Here is a 19582-nt window from a genome sequence, read left to right as displayed (position 1 = left end):
GGAATAAGCCGCGTCGGCGCAAAATACATTTGATCAAAAAGCACGAATCGAATGCCGATTGTTGCAATAGCATTCCCGGCCATCTGCATTTGAGGAGTTGTTTCGATGAGTGAACGCCACGGTTTCATCCTGCATGCCAAGACCCGCCCGGAAAAAGCCGAGGCTTTCGAAGCGCTGTTTCGCGCCTATGTCGAGCCGAGCCGCGCCGAGCCAGGCTGCATCGAGTACCACATGCTGCGCGACAAGGAAGACCCGACGCTGTTCATCTTCTACGAGATCTGGGAAAGCCAGGCGCACCTGGACGTGCACTCGAATCTGCCGCACATGCGCGAGTTTTTCGACAACCGCATGACGTATCTGGAGCGTGATTTCGATGTCCGTCGGATCGACATGCTCAGCGCCTCGTCGGCTAGCCGCTGATCAGCAAATGGGCGCCGAGCGCGCCCAGTCCGATAAAGAACACCCGCTTGAACAGCACAGCGCTGATGCGCTGACGCAACCATTGGCCGAACCACATGCCCAGCATCGCGGGAATCAGCACCAACAGCGAGGCACTCAATTCGCCACTGCCCAGTGCGCCGCGCCAGAACAGGCCGCCGGCCAGCGCCAGGGTCGAAACGGTGAACGACAGGCCCAGCGCCTGCACCAGTTCATCGCGACTCAAACCCAGCGCCTGCAGGTACGGCACCGCCGGAATAACGAACACACCGGTGGCCGAAGTGATAACCCCGGTGATCAGCCCGCACAGCGGGCCGAGCCACGGTTCATGCCGGGGATTGACCTGCAGGGTCGGCAGCAACAACCCGCTCAACGCATACAGCAGCAACGCCGCGCCCAGCCCACGCACCACCCAATGCCCGCCTGCCATGCCGATCGACAACGTGCCGACGGCGGTGCCGAGGAAGATCATCAGCAACAGCGGCCACAGGCGTTTAAGCAACCCTTTCAGATGCCCGCCGAACGCCAATTGCCAGACATTGGTCAGCGTCGCCGGAATGATCAGCAGCGCGGCTGCCTGTGACGGCGCCATAGCCAGACCAAGCAGGCCCATGGCGACGGTGGGCAGACCCAGGCCGATTACGCCTTTGACCAGCCCGGCCATGATGAAAGTGGCGATGACCAGCAGGCACAGAGCCAAGCCGAGGTTTTGATAGAAGTCTGCAAATGCGTTCATGGCGCTACTGTGCGCTTTGGCGGGTGCGTTGAAAATCTGCCATATACTGAGGCTGCCTCTGCCGGTACAAGAGGCTGTTAATTGCGTTGCGGCTGATGGCCCCTTCGCGAGCAAGCCCGCTCCCACAGTTTTGGATTCACCACTGATCCACTGTGGGAGCGGGCTTGCTCGCGAAGAGGCCCGCCCAGACACCACAACAACCACAGGCGGCCCCATGCACTTCGACCTCACCGACCTGCGCCTCTACCTGCACATCCTCGACACCGGCAACATCACCGCCGGCGCCGCCCGCAGCCATCTTTCGCTCGCCGCCGCCAGTGCGCGCATTCGCGCCATGGAAGCCTCGCTGGGCACCGAGTTCCTGCATCGCGGCCGCCGTGGCGTGAGCCCGACGCCCGCTGGCAAGGCACTGGCCCACCACGCGCGCATCCTCCTGCAACAGGCCGAACGCATGCAGCAGGATCTGGCCGACTACGCGCAGGGCGTCAAAGGACAGGTGCGACTGTTGTGCAACACCACGGCGATCACCGAATACCTGCCGGAAGTGCTCGCGGACTTTTTGCGCGAGCATCCCAACCTCGACATCGATCTGCAGGAACTGCCCAGCGCCCGCATCATCCACGCCTTGCGCCAGGGCGCAGCCGATATCGGCATCGTCTCCGATGCAGTGGACACCTCCGATTTACAGACTCAGCCCTTTCGCGATGATCCGTTAGTGCTGATCGTGCCGCGGGAACATCCACTGGCCAACGCCGCCGAAGTCAGCTTCAGCGACGCCCTGCATCACGATTTTGTCGGCCTGAGCACCGACAGCGCGCTGGCGATCTACCTCGAAGAACAGGCGCTGCACAGCGGCTCGCGCATGCAGGTGCGGATCCGCGCCGACGGTTTCGAAGGGGTGCTGCGCATGGTCGCCCGAGGCGCCGGCCTCGCCATCGTGCCGCTGGCGGCCATTGAACGCGCGACGCCGCGCTCATTCAACAGCATCACCCTCAACGAGCCATGGGCGCGCCGCACGCTGATGCTCTGCGCCCGGGATTTCAGCGCCCTGCCCGGTTATGCCAAAGCCTTGCTGCAAGCCTTGACTCTCCCCTGAGGGGCAGACTTCATCCTTGGCGTTCAACGGCAAGGAGCATGACCATGGGCAAACGCATTCTGCTGATTCTCGGCCATCCCGGCGCGACGAGCTTCTGCGCCGCACTCGCCGAGCGCTATGCACAATCAGCGCTCGATGCCGGACACCAGGTGCGTCAGCTACGCCTGGGAGAGATGGCTTTTGACCCGGTGTTGCGCCAGGGGTATCAACAGGTTCAAGCGCTGGAAGAAGACTTGAGCCGCGCGCAATCCGACATCCTTTGGGCCGAACATCTGACGCTGGTCTACCCGATCTGGTGGGGCGGCATTCCAGCGCTGCTCAAAGGTTTTTTTGATCGGGTGTTGCTGCCGGGATTCGCTTTCAAATACCGAAAAGGCAAACCCTTTCCCGATCAGTTGCTCAAGGGGCGCACCGCGCATTTGCTGGTGACGATGGACACGCCACTCTGGTATTACCGCTGGATCTACCGGATGCCGGGACTGCATCAGGTGCGCAAGACCACCCTGCAGTTCTGTGGTATCAACCCCCTGCGCACGCTGACCTTCGGCCCGCTGCTTGACTCCAGCGACCGGCAGCGCCAGCGCTGGCTGCAACAGGCGCACGCTATCGCCCGCCGCTAAGTCTGCCGATAATGCGCCGCACAGTTTCACATTGAAAAAGGACTTTTATGTACATCGGCCAAGCCGCGCAACGTGCCGGCACCACCATCAAAAGCATTCGCCACTACGAGTCGATCGGTTTGCTGCCCACGCCCCGGCGCCAAGGTAAATATCGCCTCTACGACCAACAAAGCATCGAACTGCTGATCTTCATCAAATGCGCAAAAGAGATGGGCTTCAGGCTCCGGGAATTGCAGACGATTTTTGCCGCGCATCATGGCGAGGCCATGCCATGGGATCTGGCCCAACAGGCTATCGAGGCAAAAAAACGCGAGATCAACAGCAGCATCGCTGAGCTGACGCGGCAATACGCGCAACTGGAAGGTTTCGAAATCGACCTTGAACGGGCGCGGGTCGAATGCCCGCTGGAAAACCTTTGACGGTTTGCGCGTTTCTGAGCAGCTCGATGTCGAGCACAGACAACTGAGCGGCAACCGGGCGCTATAGGGTGCGAGTTGGTTTCTTTGCCATCCGCCCACTGCCCGGAGTTCTCATGACCGCGACCGCCCCCATCACCGTTCTGCGCGACACCCACCCGCTGCCGGTACTCGATGCCTGCAAATGGGAAAAACTCGAAGGTGACCCGCACACCGTCAACCTCAACGCTTACACCAGCGAAGACGGCAGCAAGATCATGGGCACCTGGATCTGCACCCCGGGCAAGTGGCGGGTCGATTATGTGAAGTGGGAGTACTGCCACTTCCAGGAAGGCTACTGCATCATCACCCCGGACGGCATGGCGCCAATCCACCTGCGAGCCGGCGACATCTTCGTGGTTGAACCGGGGATGAAAGGCACCTGGGAAGTGGTCGAGACCGTACGCAAATATTTCGTCTTCGCCTGATGCAAAAAAAGCCGGGAAACCACCCGACGTGATTTCCCGGCAACACCTACTGCATTCTGGCTGACGCAATGGTTGTGGCGCCTGTGAGATTTGTGGCGAGGGGATTTATCCCCGATGGGCGCAAAGCGCCCCCCCCGCATTGTGTCAGTTGAAACGCAGGCTCAGTGGTTGCGACTGCTACACAGTCGATCGGGGATAAATCCCCTCACCACAAAGTCTCCGTTGCCACAAAAAGTATTGATGTCCAAGTTACTGTGGCTTGCAATAGCTGTTGATAATCGCCGAGAAGTCCTTGCCACCCTCCCCGCGCTGGCTCATCGCCTGATACAACTGTTGCGCCACCGCACCGAGCATCACCGGTTGGTGCGCCTGACGCGCCGCTTCGGTCGCCAGCCCCAGATCCTTGAGCATCAGTTCGGCACCAAACCCACCGGTATACCCGCGCGAGGCTGGCGCCGTTTCGACGATGCCCGGCCACGGGTTGTACATTTCCGAACTCCAGCAACGCCCGGTCGAGCTGTTGATGATCCCGGCCAGCACCGAGGTGTCGATCCCCAGTGCATCGCCCAGCGCCATGGCTTCGCTGACACCGACCATCGAGATCGCCAGCAGCAGGTTGTTGCAGATCTTGGCGATCTGTCCGGTGCCGACTTCACCGCAATGCACGATGTTGCGGCCCATCTGCGCCAGCACCGGTTGCAGGGTGGCGAACAGTTCCGGAGTGGCGCCGACCATGAAGGTCAGCGTGCCGGCGGTCGCGCCGCCAGTGCCGCCGGAGACCGGTGCATCAGCCATGGCCACGCCTTGTTTGGCAGCAGCGGCGGCCACATCGCGGGCGGTTTGCGGATCGATGGTGCTGCAATCCACCGCCGGCACGCCTTTGCCGATACCGGCCAGCACACCGTCCTCACCGAGCCAGACGCTGCGCACATGCACCGCTGCCGGGAGCATGGTGATCACCAGCTCGGCGTCTTCGGCGGCCTCACGGGCCGAGGCGCGGATAGTGCCGCCCAGTTGCTCAAGCTCCGCCAGCACCGTCTTGTTCAGGTCGACCAGATTCAGTGAATGGCCGGCCTTGATCAGGTTGCGCGCCATCGGCGCGCCCATGTTGCCCAGACCGATAAATGCGATTTTCATGGCCAGTCCTCAGCGCAGGTTGATGGTGGTGTTCACGCCGTCGTTGACGCTGTCGTCATCGAACCAGCGCGCCGTAACCGTTTTGGTCTGGGTGTAGAACTGCACTACTTGCTTGCCGTACGGGCCGAGGTCGCCGAGTTTCGAACCGCGCGAACCGGTGAAGCTGAAGAACGGCACCGGCACCGGAATCGGGATGTTGATGCCGACCTGGCCGACGTCGATTTCCGTCTGGAATTTGCGCGCCGCCGCACCGCTCTGGGTGAACAGGCCCGTACCGTTGCCGAACGGGTTGGCGTTGACCAGTGCGATGGCCTGATCGAGGGTGTCGACTTCCAGCACCACCAGCACCGGGCCGAAGATTTCCTGGGTATAGATCTGCATGTCAGTGGTCACGCCCGAGAACAGGGTCGGGCCGACGAAGTTGCCTTGTTCGTAGCCCGGCACCTTGATGTCGCGACCATCGAGTTCAAGCTTGGCGCCTTCCTTGATGCCGCTTTCGATCAGATCGAGAATCCGCGCCTTGGCTTTCTTCGAGATCACCGGGCCGACATCGGTGCCCGCCTCGCTGCCGGCGTTGACCTTGAGTTTCTGCGCCAGCGCTTTCAGATCCGGCAGCCATTGTTTCGCCGCACCAACCAGCACCACCACCGAGGTGGCCATGCAGCGTTGCCCTGCCGCACCGAAACCGGCGCCGACCAAGGCATTCAGCGCTTGCTCGCGATTGGCGTCCGGCAGCACGACGGCATGGTTCTTCGCACCCATCATCGATTGCACGCGTTTGCCGTGCTTGCCGGCCAGGTCGTAAACGTGCGTACCGACCGCGGTCGAACCAACGAACGATACGGCTTTGATGTCCTTGTGGGTACACAGGCCATCGACGACGTCCTTGCCACCGTGCACCACGTTGAGCACGCCGGCCGGAACGCCGGCCTCGATCGCCAGTTCCACCAGGAGCATGGTCGACAGTGGATCCTGCTCGGAAGGCTTCAAGACGAAGGTGTTGCCGCAAGCGATGGCCATCGGGAACATCCACAGCGGAATCATCGCCGGGAAGTTGAACGGGGTGATGCCGGCGCACACGCCGATTGGCTGGCGCAGGGTGTAGGTATCGACGCCACCGGCCACGTTTTCGGCGAACTCGCCCATTTGCAGGGTGCCGATGGAACAGGCGTGTTCGACCACTTCCAGGCCACGGAAAATATCGCCCTCGGCGTCGGCAATAGTCTTGCCCTGCTCGGCGCTCAGCACTACGGCGATGCGCTTGGAGTGCTCGCGGATCAGTGCCTGCAGCTTGAGCATGATGCGCATGCGCGCGCCGATCGGGGTCAGTTTCCAGGTCTGGAACGCGCGGTGCGCGGCACTGATGGCGGCGTCGACTTCAGCGGCAGTGGCGAACGGAACCTTGGCCAGCACTTGCTGGGTCGCCGGGTTGACGATGTCGTGCCATTCGGTGGTCTGCGATTCGACCCACTCGCCATCGATCAGCAGCTTGACCTTCTGGACCGTGGTTTCGTTGGGCGTAAGCGATGCGTTCATGCTGGTCTCCGAAACTTGTTTTTATCGTAGGAGCCAAGGCGAAAGGGTTCGCCTTGAGATGAGGCGTGTGTCACGAATTGGTTGTCGGACTGTTTTTGGAGTATAGATGTGCAAACTTCTAATAAGAACGCACATATAAGCCCGTCCATCATGCAAAAAAACATCACCTCCCTGGGGTCGCTGAACTGGGACGACCTGAAGTTTTTCCTCGAAGTCGCCCGCACCCGCAAGGCCAGCACTGCGGCCAAACGCCTGGCGGTGGACTACACCACCGTGTCGCGGCGCATCAGTTCGCTGGAAGCGGCATTGGGTACGTTGCTGTTCGAAAAATCGCGCACCAGCGGTTTTGTCCTGACCACTGAAGGCCAGCGTTTGCTGGGCTATGCCGAGTCGATTGAAAGCACGTTGCACATGGCTTGCGAGCAGGTCTCGGGCTCTGGTGTGGCACTTTCCGGGCATGTACGCATGGGCTGCACCGAAGGTTTCGGCAGTTTTTTCATCACCCCGCAGCTGAGCCACTTCGTCGACGCCTACCCGGCGATCTCGGTGGACATCCTGCCGCTGCCGCACTTCATCAGCCTGTCCAAGCGCGAGGCCGATATCGTCATCGCTTTGGAACGCCCGGAGCACGGCCCGTACGTGTGCTGCAAACTCTGCGACTACCGCTTGCAGCTCTACGCAACCCAGGACTACCTCGACCAACACCCGCCGATCCGCCGCCCTGCGGACTTGGGTAAGCATCAATTCATCAGTTATGTGGATGACCTGGCGTTCAGCTCGGAGCTGCTGTACCTGGCGAACGTGCTGCCCGGCGCCAGCGCAAACCTGCGCAGCACCAGCGTCATCGCGCAGTTCGTCGCGGCGCAGCAAGGGCGTTCACTGGCGATTCTGCCGTGCTTCCTCGCGGCGCAGGATCCGCGCCTGCTGCCGGTGCTGCCCGAGGAAATCGACATCACCCGGCAGTTCTGGATGTACTGCCGGGAGGATCTCAGGAAATTGAAGCGGATCACCCTGTTGTGGGATTACATCCGTGAGGTGACCGAGCGTAATCAGGGTCTGCTGATGGGGCAGACCCGCGAGATGCGGTTTGCCGATTAATCGGCGCTGACCACAATCGACACCCGGCGATTCTCGGTGCGTCCGGCGGTAGTGTCATTGGACGCCACCGGCTCGCTGCTGCCCAGTCCGCGCAGCTGGATGTTCTCTTGCTTCATGCCGACGGTGGTCAGCACTTTGGCCACGCTTTTGGCCCGACGCAGCGACAGTTGCTGGTTGTAGGTTTCCTTGCCCGAGGCATCGGTATGACCGTCGACCCGCACCCGCTCGATACCGACGCCGAGCAGTGCCTTGCCGATGCGTTCGACGATTTCGGTGCTCTGGTTGTTCAGGCTTTCGATATCGCTGCCAAACAGCACTTTGCCGGACAGGCCAAACTCCCAGCCCTCGTCGGTCGCTTCGAAGCCTTGTTGTTTGAGGACGGCGATCTGCGCCGGGGTCAGGCCTTTCTGCGGTGCGGTCTGGCACCCGGTCAGCGCCAGTACGGCGATCATCAGCAAGGCGGAAAACAGTCGAGCGGGAAATGTGAACACGGAATCAGCTCCTGGTTTGCAGATTGACGACCGGGCTCTCCGACCCGGCAGTGAATTGAGCGCCACGCGACAGGCGCTTGGCCTGATACATCGCCGCGTCGGCGGCGTTGAGCAAGGCACCTGGCGTGGCGCCATGATCGGGGAAAACCGCAATGCCGATACTGAGCGACGTCACCACACTGGTATCCCCCGGCAGCGCGATGGGCATGTCCATGCTGGCGAGAATCTTGTCAGCAATGCGCTCGGCGTCCTCGATCTTGTGCAGCGGCGCGAGCAGTACGGCGAACTCGTCGCCGCCGAGCCGCGCCACCAGATCCTCTTCACGCAGTTGCGCGCGGATCCGATTGGCGACCGCCACCAGCACCGCGTCGCCAGCGGCGTGACCGAAGTTGTCATTGATGCCTTTGAAGCGGTCGCTGTCGAGAAACAGCACCGCCACCCGCTCATTGAGCTTGCCGGCGTTGCGCAAGGCGCGAATCAATCGCCCCTCGAAAAACGCCCGGTTGGGCAAACCGGTGAGGCTGTCGTGGCTGGCCTGATGGGCGAGGGTTTCGTTCTCGCTTTGCAGATGGGTCTGCCAGGATTCGAGTTCATCGAGCAGGGCATTGAAGTCGTTGCCGAGGTTGTCGAGCTCGGCGATCTGCGCCGGCGGTACCCGGCGATCCAGTGCTCGCTCGCTGCGGGCAGCGTGGGCCACCGCCGCGAGGCTGCGAAGCGGGCCGGTAATGCTGCGCAGCTGTCGGCGCGCCAGATACAGCGCGACCCAGGCACTGATTGCGGTGCAGAGAATGATCCCCGCCAGACCGCTGAGCAAGAAGCGCATCAGGCTACCGCCGTGACCGACCAGCAGAATACGCCCGATTTCACGGTCCTGATGCATGATCGGCAGGCTGATCGGCTTTTCCAGAATGGTCCGGGCAGCCTGCATTTCCAGTTGGGAAAACAGACCGTTTTCGGGCCGCTGCCAACGCGCCAGCAACTGCCCCTGTGTGTCGAACACCTGGGCATCCGCCACCTCTTCGGTGGACGCGATCAAGGCCAGCGCTTCGGTGGCGGCGTCCTTATCGTTGAACACCACCGCCGCTTCCACGGTGTAGCTGATCGAACGTGCAATCAGATGCAGGTTGTGATCGGCGTACACCCGCAGCGCGAGAACGCCCAGCAGGGTCAGCGACACGCTGGCCATCGTCACGGCCACCAGCGCGACAATCAAATGGCCGCGGCCGATGACCGAGCCCAGTGTCGGGCGGCTCCTGGAACGAAACAGCTTCATGGTGCCGCCGGTTTGCGGCGCGACAACTGCAGTACGCTCGGGTGGATGCGTACACCGCTGCGGGCGACGGAGTCGAGATTGACCTCGAAGGAAACCTGCTGATCGCCGACCCGCAGGCAGAACAGGCTGCCGACCGTGCACTGATCGCCCCCTTCGCTGATGCTCAGCACCGGATGGCCGATCAATGAGGTGAACAGCCGACTGCGTTCATCTGCGGTGAGTTTGCCGATGTACACCGCATCGCATTCGCTGACGATCGCCGGGTTGTCGGCCAGCAGTCGGCGCACAGCGACCGGACGACCGGTGGCTTGCGTAGTGCCTTTGACCAGGTCATCGGTGTATTCGGTGGGGCCGACGATGCACAGGCGCAATTGTGCGGGTTCCACCGGCCAGCGCGCGTAACTGAGGATGCCCAGCACAACCTGCGTCACCGACTGGGCGCGCTGCTCGGCCATGCCCACCGGCGTCTGTGCCTGCGCCATGGCGGCGCCGGTCAGCAAACAGAGCAGACCGACAAGCAATGCGTGCTTGCAGCGAACCACGCGCTCTGTCGCCCAGACAGCCACCTTCATGCAGGGATTCTCTTGGATCGTACCGAAATGATGCCGCAACGATAGCACAGCGGAGTAACACCAGCGAGACAGCAGCTGCTGACCAGTTGGTCAGTAATCGGCACCGAACATCAGGCTATTTCATTCCCGAACCTTGCCACCTTCCTCCAGTTCCAGCATCAATCCGCTCAGGCGCTTGACCTTGCGCTGCACCGCCTCTTCAAACACGCCAGCCCGGGGTTCGATCAAAGTGAACCAGTGTTTGGCCCGGGTAATACCGGTATAGATCAATTCCTTGGTCAACACCGGATTCAAGGCATCCGGCAGGATCAGCGCGGTGTGGGCGAACTCGGAGCCCTGGGATTTGTGCACCGTCATCGCGTACACCGTTTCCACATCGTTGAGCCGGCTCGGCAGCACGAAACGCACACCGCCCTGCCCGTCGTTACGCGGAAAGGCCACGCGCAGCACCGGTTTGCCGGCGTCCGGGCCTTCGCGCTCGGGCAACTTGAGGGCAATGCCAATATCGCCGTTCATCAGACCCAGACCGTAATCGTTGCGCGTCATCAGCACCGGCCGGCCTTCGTACCATTGCTGGTCATGCTCGATCAGGCGTGCCTTGACCAGCGTTTCGGTGATCCGCAGATTCAACCCTTCAACGCCCCAAGGCCCCTTGCGCACAGCACACAACAACTGGAAGGTGTCGAACGCCAGCAGCACTTCCCGCGCCCAGTTGATCCAGTCCGGATGCTCCAGCGGTCTTTCCGCTGGCGGGCGTTGTTGGCGCAGGATATTCAGATAGTGGCGATAACCCTTTGGACCTTCCCCATGACCGTCGAGCAGCAGCCGCTCGAACGTGTGATCGTGTTCGCCCTTGAGCGGCAGGGAAAACACGTCATCATAGTGACCGGCCGCCAGCAACTGGCGCGCCTCCTCCGGCAACTGCTGATTGACCCGCCGCGCCAGCTGACCGATGCCGCTGCCTTCACCGAAGCGTCGGGAATGGCGCAACATCACCAGTTGCTGAGCCAAAGGATGCGAGCCGTCGTGGTCCTCGTGCAGGCCACTGTCCTGTAATGACTCACCACTGACCGACTCCAGCCACCGCCAGGTCTGCGGGTTGTACCAGCCTGCCTCGGCATCGCGGCACAGATCGCCGAGCACCGCCCCGGCCTCTACGGAGGCGAGTTGATCCTTGTCACCGAGCAACACCAGACGCGCATGCGCCGGCAACGCATCGAGCAGGTTAGCCATCATTTCCAGGTCGATCATGGAAGCTTCATCGACCACCAGCACGTCTAGCGGCAAGCGGTTGCCGGCATGGTGGCGGAAGTGTCGGGTGCCGGGCCGGCTGCCCAACAAACGATGGACAGTGGTCACGTCGCAGGGGATCTTCTCGCGCACGTCTTCGGTGACTTGCAGCGACTGCACTTGCTGGCTGATGGACTCGGTCAACCGCGCAGCAGCCTTGCCCGTGGGCGCCGCCAGACGAATGCGCAACGGCTGACCGGCTTCCACCGCCGGCGCCTGAAGCAGCGCGAGCAGACGCACCACCGTGGTGGTTTTGCCAGTTCCCGGGCCGCCCGTGATGATGCTGAAGGCTCCCCGAGTGGCAAGCGCGCAGGCGAGTTTCTGCCAGTCGATCACTGCTCCGGGCCTGGCGGGGCCGAACAATTCATCGAGACGCTGGGGCAAGTCATCCGGCGGCGTTTCGCCTTGGGCCAGACGTGTGCGTAACGCCGCATCGATACGCCGCTCATAGGCCCAGTAGCGCCGCAGGTACAGACGCTTGCCGGACAGCACCAACGGTCGCTGATGCGCCGCTTCGCTATTGTCCGCAGCCAGTGCAACCAGAGCGCTGCTCGCCAGCACCTTGCACCAATGGGCGCCATCCAGCGTTTCAAGCAGCTGCGACGGCAGGAGCAAGACATCACTTTGCTCATCGCCTTCAGGAGGTAAAGACAGGGCGAAATCCGGGGCCTTGAGGGTTTCGAACAGGTCGAGGCAGACATGTCCGTGACCCAGTTGATGGCTGGTCAGTGCGGCAGCGAGCAACACCAGTGGATCGGACTGGGGTGCGAGTTCGTACAGAAAACCGATAAAGGCCTTGTCCAGCGAACGAAGCCAGCCTCGCTCGACCCAGCGATCAAGCAAGATCAGCAGATCCGAGGCACTGGTCAGTGGCGCCAGGCTCGACGGGTTGTCGATAGCCGATGACAGATCGGCGAAGGTACGGCTCATAGCAGGACTCCCTGTTCCCATGCGGGTTCGGCCTTGGGTTCCGGCTTGCCCTGGAAAAGGCGATCCAGGCGCTCGATCAGTTCGCGCGGCGGCCGCGCAAAATACACGCCGCGACTGTCTGCCCGGGTCCCGCGCAGGAACACATACAACGCACCACCGACATGTCGATCGTAATCGTAGTCAGGCAACCGCGCCTTCAGTTGTCGATGCAACGCCAGCAGATACAACACGTATTGCAGGTCATAACGGTTGTCGAGAATCGAGCGCTCCATGGCTTGCTCGGTATAGGCCGCATCGTCGACACCCAGCCAATTGGATTTGTAGTCGGCCACGTAGTAGCGCCCTTCATGTTCGAAAGTCAGGTCGATGAAGCCTTTGAACATGCCGTTGAGCTGTACTGGCTCGGCGGCCACTCGTGCCACACCGTTGTGGGTGTACTGGCGCACCCACTCATCGAGTTTGAGAACATCGACCTTGTGGCTGGCGAACCAGAACTCCATCTCGACGCGGTACTGTTTCAGTTGCTCGAGAACCACCGGAGGCTGTCCGCCACCTGCTGGCAGCGACGACTTGAGCAAGTGTTGCAGCCAATCACTCAGGGTGGTGATCCAACCCTCCCAACCACGCAGGTTGCAGCGCCGGCCAATCGCATCCTTGAGCGTTTCAAAAGGAACGGCAAAACCTTCGTCTCCGGCCCATTCGAGCAGACCATGAAGAAAGGTTCCCGGATTCGGACCGCGAGGAAAACGATGAATATCGGCGCCACCGGCGACGATCTCGCGTGGCGCATCCGGGTCGAGGCGCTCATCATCAAACAGCTTTTGCGCTTGTGGACTGTCCGGCGCCTCATCGCTGCCCACGCTCAACACGTCACTGATGCGCAAAGCACTGTAAGAGGCAATCCACCAGTTTTCGCTGGCCTTGCGCTTGGGCACCAATGTAGCGCTGAGGATCGCTTCGTTGCGCTCGGGCCGGTAGATCTCCTGAGTGGCTTGAGGCAACTCCCCCAAACTGATGGCCGTGCAGTTCTGTTGCAAATCCTGCAGCCAGCGGCTCAGACCGGTTGACTCATCCAGCCTTGCGCCGCCACCCAGCAGATAGCCAAGCGCCGAAAGATGAAGCACCGAACCGTTGTTGTTACCGCGCTTGAGGTCCGTGACACCCAGCCAGCAGGCATGCTGCGCGCGAGTCAGGGCGACGTAGAGCAGACGCAGGTCCTCGGCCAGACGCTCGTCATCCGCCAGGGCGATCAATTCGGCGGTCGGCTTCAGTGTCACCTGGGCTTTGCCGGAGGCATCGTGGTAATGCAGCGGCAAGCGACTGCCATCCACCGGTTTTGCCGAGCAGATGAACGGCAGGAACACCAGTGGATACTCAAGCCCCTTGGACTTGTGAATGGTCACGACCTTGACCAGTTGCTCGTCACTCTCCAGACGCAATATCTGCTCTTCGCCGGCCTGACCGGACAACGCCAGAAGCTCGGCCAGATGACGAATCAGCGCTTGCTCGCCATCAAGCTCAGCGGCAGCCTGCTGCATCAGTTCCGACAAGTGCAAAAGGTTGGTCAGTACCCGCTCGCCATCACTGCGTGCGATCAGGGTCTGCGGCAGGTGAAAGTCGTGCAGCAGGCGCCGTAACATCGGCAACACACCTTGCTTGCGCCACAGTTCGCGATAGCCACGAAACTGCATGACCCGGGCTTCCCAGACCAACTCGTCCTGATTCAAACGTTCCAGTTCAGCCAACGGCAGATTGAGGGTGATGCAGGCAAGCGCAGCCTTCAGAGAGCGCTCGACATCCGGCTCCGCGCAGGCCTTGAGCCAGGAGAGCAGGTCATGCGCTTCCTGGGCGGCGAACACCGAGTCCTTGTCCGACAGGTAAACGCTGCGCACGCCACGGGCCGCGAGTTCTGCGCGTACGGCTTGGGCCTCTTTGCCGTCGCGTACCAGAATCGCAATGTCAGAGGGTCGCAAGCCTCTGAAGTCTTCTCCGTCGCGGACAAATCCCGCCGCACCGGCTTGCCCGCCATTGAGCAACGCGGTGATTTCGCTGGCACAGGCCGCCGCCAACTGCTGGCGATAGACCGCGCCTGACAGCGGCTGCTCCGTCGACAGGTGCCAGACATTCAGTGCCGCGACATCGTGCCCGGCAATCTGCAGCCGCTCTTTGCGCCCCTGAGACTCAACAGGCTGGAACGGCACCGGGTTTTCCCCGGTTTTTTCCCGAAACAAAAACGCGCCGCGTCCCTGCTCGCGGGACTCGGCGCGTTCGAATACGTGATTGACCGCGTTGACCATGCCATGGCTGGAGCGGAAGTTGGTGCCCAGCGTATGCAGGCGGCCGGCAGTGGCCTGACGCGCACGCAGGTAGGTGTAGATATCGGCGCCACGGAACGCGTAGATCGCCTGCTTGGGGTCACCGATCAGGAACAGACCGGTATCCGGACTGTTATCCTCGATGCGGTAGATGCTCTCGAAAATCCGGTATTGCACCGGGTCGGTGTCCTGAAACTCATCGATCAGAGCAACCGGAAACTGCTCGCGGATCACCGCAGCAAGGCGCTCGCCGCTGTCGGATTGCAACGCCGCATCGAGGCGCAACAGCATGTCGTCGAACCCCATTTCCGCACGACGACGCTTCTCTTCCTCAAAACGCGCGCCCACCCATCTCGCCGCATGTTGCAATACGGCGGCATCGGGGGTGGGAAGCGCGTCGAGGCTCGACTTGAGCCCCGGCATCGCATCGAGACCCGGATGACTCGGTGCCTGGCCCTTCCAGGCTTCGGCCATTCCGTCAGGGGTCAATCGGGTGAAACCGGTGCCGATGTCCAGTTGTTCCATAGCCTCGTCTTCGGCCCACGCCTTGAGTTTCTCGAACCAGGGCTCGAAGTAGCGCGCCTGCATCTTGCGTCCGTCGACGGCTTTGCTCGCAACGCCTTCGTGACAGATCACCAGCAGCTCATCGGCCCACTGACGCCACGGCATCTTCAGCTCGAGCAACGCGGCACGCCGTTCTTGCAGACACTCGACGATCAGCTCTGCGGGGACCTTGCCGTCATCACTGTCGCGCTCACTGCCAAACAGGCCGCGCACTCGTGGCAACAACGCTGCCGGCCCGCCCCAGTTAGCGCGAACCCAGTTCAGCGCGTCGCCCTGCATCGGGTAACAGAACAGTCGCCAGTAATCGCGCAGTACTTCACCGAGCAGATCGCTGTGATCGGTTTCCAGGGACTGGGTAAACAGGCTGCCGCTGTCGAACGCGTGTTCGCGCAGCATGCGCTGGCACCAACTGTGGATGGTGGAGACGGCCGCTTCATCCATCCATTGCGCGGCGATGTCCAGGCGATTGGCGCAACCGGGCCATTGTGCCGGGTCAAACTGCTCGCGCAGCTCGGCAATCAAGCCATCCGGCGCCGGGGTTTCTTCACGGAAAAACCGTGCAGCCTCGGCCAGCCGCGTACGGATTCTTTCACGCAGCTCCTTGGTGGCGGCATCGGTGAAGGTCACCACAAGAATCTGCGGGGGCAGCAATTCACGGCCGAAGCCGCTCGATTCGCCGCCGTGGCCAAGGATCAGCCGCAGATAGAGAGCAGAAATGGTAAAGGTCTTGCCGGTACCGGCACTGGCTTCGATGAGTTGACTGCCGTGCAGCGGGAAGGCCAGAGCCAGCGGTGTTTTGGTACTCATGCGCGTGCCCCTTCGCTGGCCAACGAGCGCCATGGCACTTCAAACAGGGGGCGATACAACGCGTCGCACCAGCCGGAGAATGTTTCGTCGGCACTCAATGCGTCAAAGTCAGCGAATTGGCGTGACAGCGCAGGGCTTTCACGGCGCTCACCGTCACTGGTCTGGCCGTCGCCTTCGTAGGCTTTTCTGGCAGCCGCCTCAGCCTTGAGCGGATCAGTCTGCGCAAGCCAGGCGAAGGCCGTCTTGACCGCGATCGGCAGCGGCTGGCGCATGCCGACCTGCCAGGCGAGCAGCAGATCACCCAGAAAACGAACCGCTCGGTCCTTCTCCGTCGGCTCAAGCAGCAGCGTATCGTCACTCGCCACCAGTGCCGTGGTCAGGATAAGTCCGCTGGCGCAGGCCACCAGGTGATTGACCCACGGCTTGATCAACCGATGCCATTTTCGACTTTTGATCGAGCCGATGCTGTTGGGAATGGTCGTGACCGACAACACGCCACCGTCAGCGCGTTGATGCAAACCGGCGAGCCAGCCTTCAACACGCACGCCCTGCAACTCAAGACTGACCGGGAGCGCGCTGGTCAATGGTGTCGGCCATAACGCCAGAAGGTGTTGGTAACGTTGCAGCAAGTCCGGTAACGGCTCGATCAACTCTCGTTGCAGGCATTCGCCGAAGCCGGCCATGGGCAGCAATCCGCTGTTTTGCAAACGCCGCGCCTGATCTTCGAGTGCCCGATTGATATTGTCCGGCTGCCGGAGTGCGGCTTCGAGCAGGCTGTCGCTCAATGTGTAGCGTTGCAATGCGTCCAGCACGAACGGTTCTTCGTCAGCCAGGGGCGCCTCGGCGGCCTCGAAGTACACTTTGAGGCGCTGCGTAAAAAAGTGCCGGACCGGGTTACGCAAGAAATCCTGCAGAAGAGCCAGACTCAGCGGCTCCTCCTGAACATGGGGCGCGAGTAGCTCCATCTCATGTTGTGGCGCATGCACCTGGTGCAAGACCTGCCATTCACGGGCATAACTGAATAGTTGATCGCCTTCATGGAAATAGCGCGAACTGAACGGTTGCAGGGGATGCTCCTCGGTCATGGAGGTCAACAGATCCTGATGCTCATCGAGCGACCGCCAGCCACTGGCGAGGTGATCGCGCAACTGCCCGATCAGCACTGAAGCAGGCCGTTCACTGTTGTCGCGAATGCTGCGTCCGACCCAACTGATGTACAGCTGATCGCGCGCAGACAGGAGCGCCTCGAGCAACAGATAGCGATCGTCTTCACGCCGGGAACGGTCCCCTGGCCGGTAGTCACTGCCCATGAGGTCGAAATCCAGCGGGGGTTGCGCCCGGGGATAATCGCCATCGTTCATCCCCAGCAAACAGACAAGCTTGAACGGGATCGCCCGCATGGGCATCAGCGTGCAAAAGTTTACTGCGCCGGCGAGAAAACGCTGGGACAGACGCCCCTGATCCAGCCCCGCGAGCCAGGCTTCGCGAACCACCGTCAGCGGCAATTCATCGACCAACCCAACGGATTCACAGGTCTGCAGCCAGGTTTCGCGCAACTCCTCAAGTTGCGTGAGCAGATAATCGTCGTGCTCGTTACTGGCCTTGAAAAACAGCTGCATCAGGATTTGCAGGCGCTGGCCCCACACCTTGGGCTGAGCGACTTGAGTGAGTTCGTGATGGGCCAGTTCCAATGCATCGAGCAGGGCAACCAACGGACCGATCAACGCAGCATCCAGACCACCGATTTCATCGTAGGGTTCGATACCGGCACAGGCGCTGGAGCTGCCAACTGCGTACCCCAACAACATCCGCCGCAAACCGAAATGCCAGCTGTTCTGTTCAAGCTCATCCGGCAAGCCCAGGCCGGCACGTTGCCCGGCGTTCATTCCCCAGCGCACGCCTGCTCCTTCGATCCAGCGATGCAGAGTAGGCAAATCACGCTCTTGTACGCCAAATCGGGCGCGCAACGCAGGGACGTCGAGCAGATCGAGGATCTCGCTCACCGGGAAACGACTATCGGGCAGCTTCAGCAGGTGCTCGACAGCAATCAGCAACGGATCGCGGCCCCGCTGGCCCTGGTCGGCCAAGGTAAATGGAATGAAGCGTGGATCATGTCGATCCAGTTGTCCGAACACCGCCCGGATATGCGGCGCATAGCTGTCGATGTCCGGCACCATCACAATTACATCTCGTGGGCGCAGATCTGGATTGGCGCTGAAGCGTGCGAGTAACTGATCGTGAAGGATTTCCACTTCGCGCTGGGCACTGTGGGCTATGTGGAAGCGGATCGACCCATCCTGCGTCAAGTCAACGGCAGGCCAGCGCTCACGCGTTTCATTGAGTGGCCGCAACTCGAGGATGTCGTCCTGAAGTTGGTTGAGCATGTTATGTGGCTGATTTTCGCTGAACAGATCAATGCGCCCGTCACGAAACGCCGCGCGATAGCTGTTGGGGTCATCGTAACTGTCGAGCAGGTTGATATAGTCGCGGCCTTGCTTGCCCCAGGCGGCGAGCAGCGGATGAGCATGTTGGTGCAACGTTTCAGGATCGAGTACGACCGGCATGCCGTTCTTGCGGCTCTGACGCTTGTATTGATGACGCAGCAGATCCTTGTCGGCGACGATATCGGCCCAGTGGTGTCGGCAAGGGTTGTGTACACACAACAGCACCTGACTGAAACGTGCGAGTCCGGCCAACGCTTCAAGCACCTGGGCGGGCAACGAGGATATACCGAACACGATCACCCGCGAGGGTAGTCCTGCTGGTGCATGTTCGAGGGAATTTATGCACTCGATAAATCGTTGATGAACACCGGCGCGGCTCTGGGCCATGCCTTGCTCACCGACATCTTCCAAAAGAGCACGCCACAGTTCAGCCTGCCAGCAACTGACTGGAGGCAGTGGCTTTATCTCGCCTCGAACATTACGTAACTGATGCCGGCCCTCGGCCCAATCTTCGAGCCAGTCGGCCCGATACACCTGATATTGGTCAAACAGGTCTGCCAGGCGCTCGGACAACTGGTAGCGCTTGCGCAAGTCGGTGTCATGGGTGAGGAAGCGTTGTAGCGGTTCGAAATGGGGGCGATCAATCACTTGCGGCAACAGGCGCATCAGCCGCCAGGTCAGGGGAGCTTTGTCGAGCAGGGATGTGGCGGGGATTTCGTCTCGGCCCAACACCATACGGTAGAGCTGCCACATGAAACTGCCTGGAAGCTGCACATCGATGGCAGCGGCTATTCCGCAACCACCGAGATCGTCCTCTTCAGGATCTTCTGCCAATGCCAGCTTGAGCCATTGGGCGATACCGTTGCTTTGGACCAGAGCGATTTCGTTCTCCAAGGGAGCCAATGGGTAGCGCCGCATGATGCTGACCACCAGGCTGCGCAGCTCGTCCAGGCTATTGCTCTGAACCACCATGAATGCAGCGTTGAGGGACGAGGCGTCCGGCATAAAAGCTTCCTTGGAAAAGTACAAAAGCCAAGGCAGAACCTTAGCACTGTCGGCAGGCTGTGACAGCCGGAAGGGCCTACCGCATGCTGTAGGAACTTTCCTGCGGGCAAAACAAAACCCCAACTGCTTTCGCAATTGGGGTTTCGGAATTTAATCTTGACGATGACCTACTCTCACATGGGGAAACCCCACACTACCATCGGCGATGCATCGTTTCACTTCTGAGTTCGGGATGGGATCAGGTGGTTCCAACGCTCTATGGTCGTCAAGAAATTCGGGTACTGACTCGTGACCGGTTGGCCTCGCTTCAGCAAATCGGGTATGTGATACAGGTGTTTTGTGAGCAT

Annotated in this window: 15 protein-coding genes and 1 rRNA gene; 6 read left to right on the top strand and 10 right to left on the bottom strand. The window is 61.1% G+C overall.

What is annotated here, in order from left to right:
- Positions 1-105 precede the first annotated feature (105 nt).
- Positions 106-420, top strand: coding sequence for a putative quinol monooxygenase (locus E4T63_RS03685; RefSeq protein ID WP_098967099.1), 315 nt, complete (start codon positions 106-108; stop codon positions 418-420).
- Here the strand turns inward: E4T63_RS03685 and E4T63_RS03680 are convergent.
- A complete protein-coding gene (locus E4T63_RS03680; RefSeq protein WP_098967098.1) occupies positions 410-1174 on the bottom strand; it encodes a sulfite exporter TauE/SafE family protein in 765 nt (254 codons plus the stop codon). The two genes, E4T63_RS03685 and E4T63_RS03680, sit on opposite strands and share 11 nt — an antisense overlap.
- Positions 1175-1388: 214 nt before the next feature.
- On the opposite strand from E4T63_RS03680, the gene E4T63_RS03675 reads away from it, so the two are divergent.
- The 4 genes from E4T63_RS03675 to E4T63_RS03660 all read left to right on the top strand — a co-directional run bounded on the left by E4T63_RS03675 (position 1389) and on the right by E4T63_RS03660 (position 3773).
- A complete protein-coding gene (locus tag E4T63_RS03675) occupies positions 1389-2270 on the top strand; it encodes a LysR substrate-binding domain-containing protein (protein WP_135294910.1) in 882 nt (293 codons plus the stop codon).
- Positions 2271-2314: 44 nt separating this feature from the next.
- Positions 2315-2890 carry an NAD(P)H-dependent oxidoreductase gene (locus E4T63_RS03670; protein WP_135294909.1) on the top strand — a complete coding sequence of 192 codons (576 nt, stop codon included), beginning with the start codon at positions 2315-2317 and terminating at the stop codon, positions 2888-2890.
- A gap of 47 nt (positions 2891-2937) precedes the next feature.
- Positions 2938-3309: a MerR family transcriptional regulator gene (locus E4T63_RS03665; RefSeq protein ID WP_086793657.1), complete on the top strand. Its 372-nt coding sequence runs from the start codon at positions 2938-2940 to the stop codon at positions 3307-3309.
- 113 nt (positions 3310-3422) lie between these two features.
- Positions 3423-3773 (top strand): cupin domain-containing protein, encoded by a 351-nt coding sequence (locus E4T63_RS03660; RefSeq protein ID WP_003221437.1) that lies wholly within the window; start codon positions 3423-3425, stop codon positions 3771-3773.
- 249 nt (positions 3774-4022) lie between these two features.
- Here E4T63_RS03660 and mmsB read toward each other — a convergent pair whose 3' ends face one another.
- Together mmsB and E4T63_RS03650 are read right to left on the bottom strand one after the other, a co-directional pair.
- Positions 4023-4910: a 3-hydroxyisobutyrate dehydrogenase gene (mmsB, locus tag E4T63_RS03655; protein ID WP_135294908.1), complete on the bottom strand. Its 888-nt coding sequence runs from the start codon at positions 4908-4910 to the stop codon at positions 4023-4025.
- 9 nt (positions 4911-4919) lie between these two features.
- A complete protein-coding gene (locus E4T63_RS03650) occupies positions 4920-6446 on the bottom strand; it encodes a CoA-acylating methylmalonate-semialdehyde dehydrogenase (RefSeq protein ID WP_007962100.1) in 1527 nt (508 codons plus the stop codon).
- Positions 6447-6596: 150 nt separating this feature from the next.
- Between E4T63_RS03650 and E4T63_RS03645 the strand changes: the two genes are divergently transcribed.
- Positions 6597-7544, top strand: coding sequence for a LysR family transcriptional regulator (locus E4T63_RS03645; protein WP_007962101.1), 948 nt, complete (start codon positions 6597-6599; stop codon positions 7542-7544).
- Here E4T63_RS03645 and E4T63_RS03640 read toward each other — a convergent pair.
- From E4T63_RS03640 to rrf, 7 genes are all read right to left on the bottom strand, one after another.
- The gene (locus tag E4T63_RS03640; RefSeq protein ID WP_177416206.1) at positions 7541-7996 is read right to left on the bottom strand and encodes an OmpA family protein; all 456 of its coding nucleotides are present in this window, start codon (positions 7994-7996) and stop codon (positions 7541-7543) included. The two genes, E4T63_RS03645 and E4T63_RS03640, sit on opposite strands and share 4 nt — an antisense overlap.
- 43 nt (positions 7997-8039) lie before the next feature.
- The gene (locus E4T63_RS03635) at positions 8040-9308 is read right to left on the bottom strand and encodes a diguanylate cyclase domain-containing protein (protein ID WP_135294907.1); all 1269 of its coding nucleotides are present in this window, start codon (positions 9306-9308) and stop codon (positions 8040-8042) included.
- Positions 9305-9880 (bottom strand): YfiR family protein, encoded by a 576-nt coding sequence (locus E4T63_RS03630; protein ID WP_027614152.1) that lies wholly within the window; start codon positions 9878-9880, stop codon positions 9305-9307. Before E4T63_RS03630 ends, E4T63_RS03635 begins: the two co-directional genes overlap by 4 nt.
- A gap of 120 nt (positions 9881-10000) precedes the next feature.
- Entirely contained in the window at positions 10001-12100 is a 2100-nt protein-coding gene (gene recD, locus E4T63_RS03625) for an exodeoxyribonuclease V subunit alpha (protein WP_135294906.1), read from the bottom strand.
- On the bottom strand, positions 12097-15786 hold the full coding sequence (gene recB, locus E4T63_RS03620) for an exodeoxyribonuclease V subunit beta (protein WP_135294905.1): 3690 nt from the start codon (positions 15784-15786) through the stop codon (positions 12097-12099). Before recB ends, recD begins: the two co-directional genes overlap by 4 nt.
- Positions 15783-19235, bottom strand: a complete 3453-nt coding sequence (gene recC, locus E4T63_RS03615) for an exodeoxyribonuclease V subunit gamma (protein WP_135294904.1) — start codon at positions 19233-19235, stop codon at positions 15783-15785. The genes recB and recC overlap by 4 nt, the downstream gene beginning before the upstream one ends.
- A 154-nt stretch (positions 19236-19389) precedes the next feature.
- Positions 19390-19505 (bottom strand): 5S ribosomal RNA (gene rrf / locus E4T63_RS03610).
- Between the last annotated feature and the right edge of the window lie 77 nt (positions 19506-19582).

The organism is Pseudomonas fluorescens, from assembly GCF_004683905.1.
Lineage (GTDB): Bacteria > Pseudomonadota > Gammaproteobacteria > Pseudomonadales > Pseudomonadaceae > Aquipseudomonas > Aquipseudomonas putida_A.
Note: the sequence above shows the minus strand (reverse complement) of the source record. Positions and strands in the feature narration are given on the sequence as shown.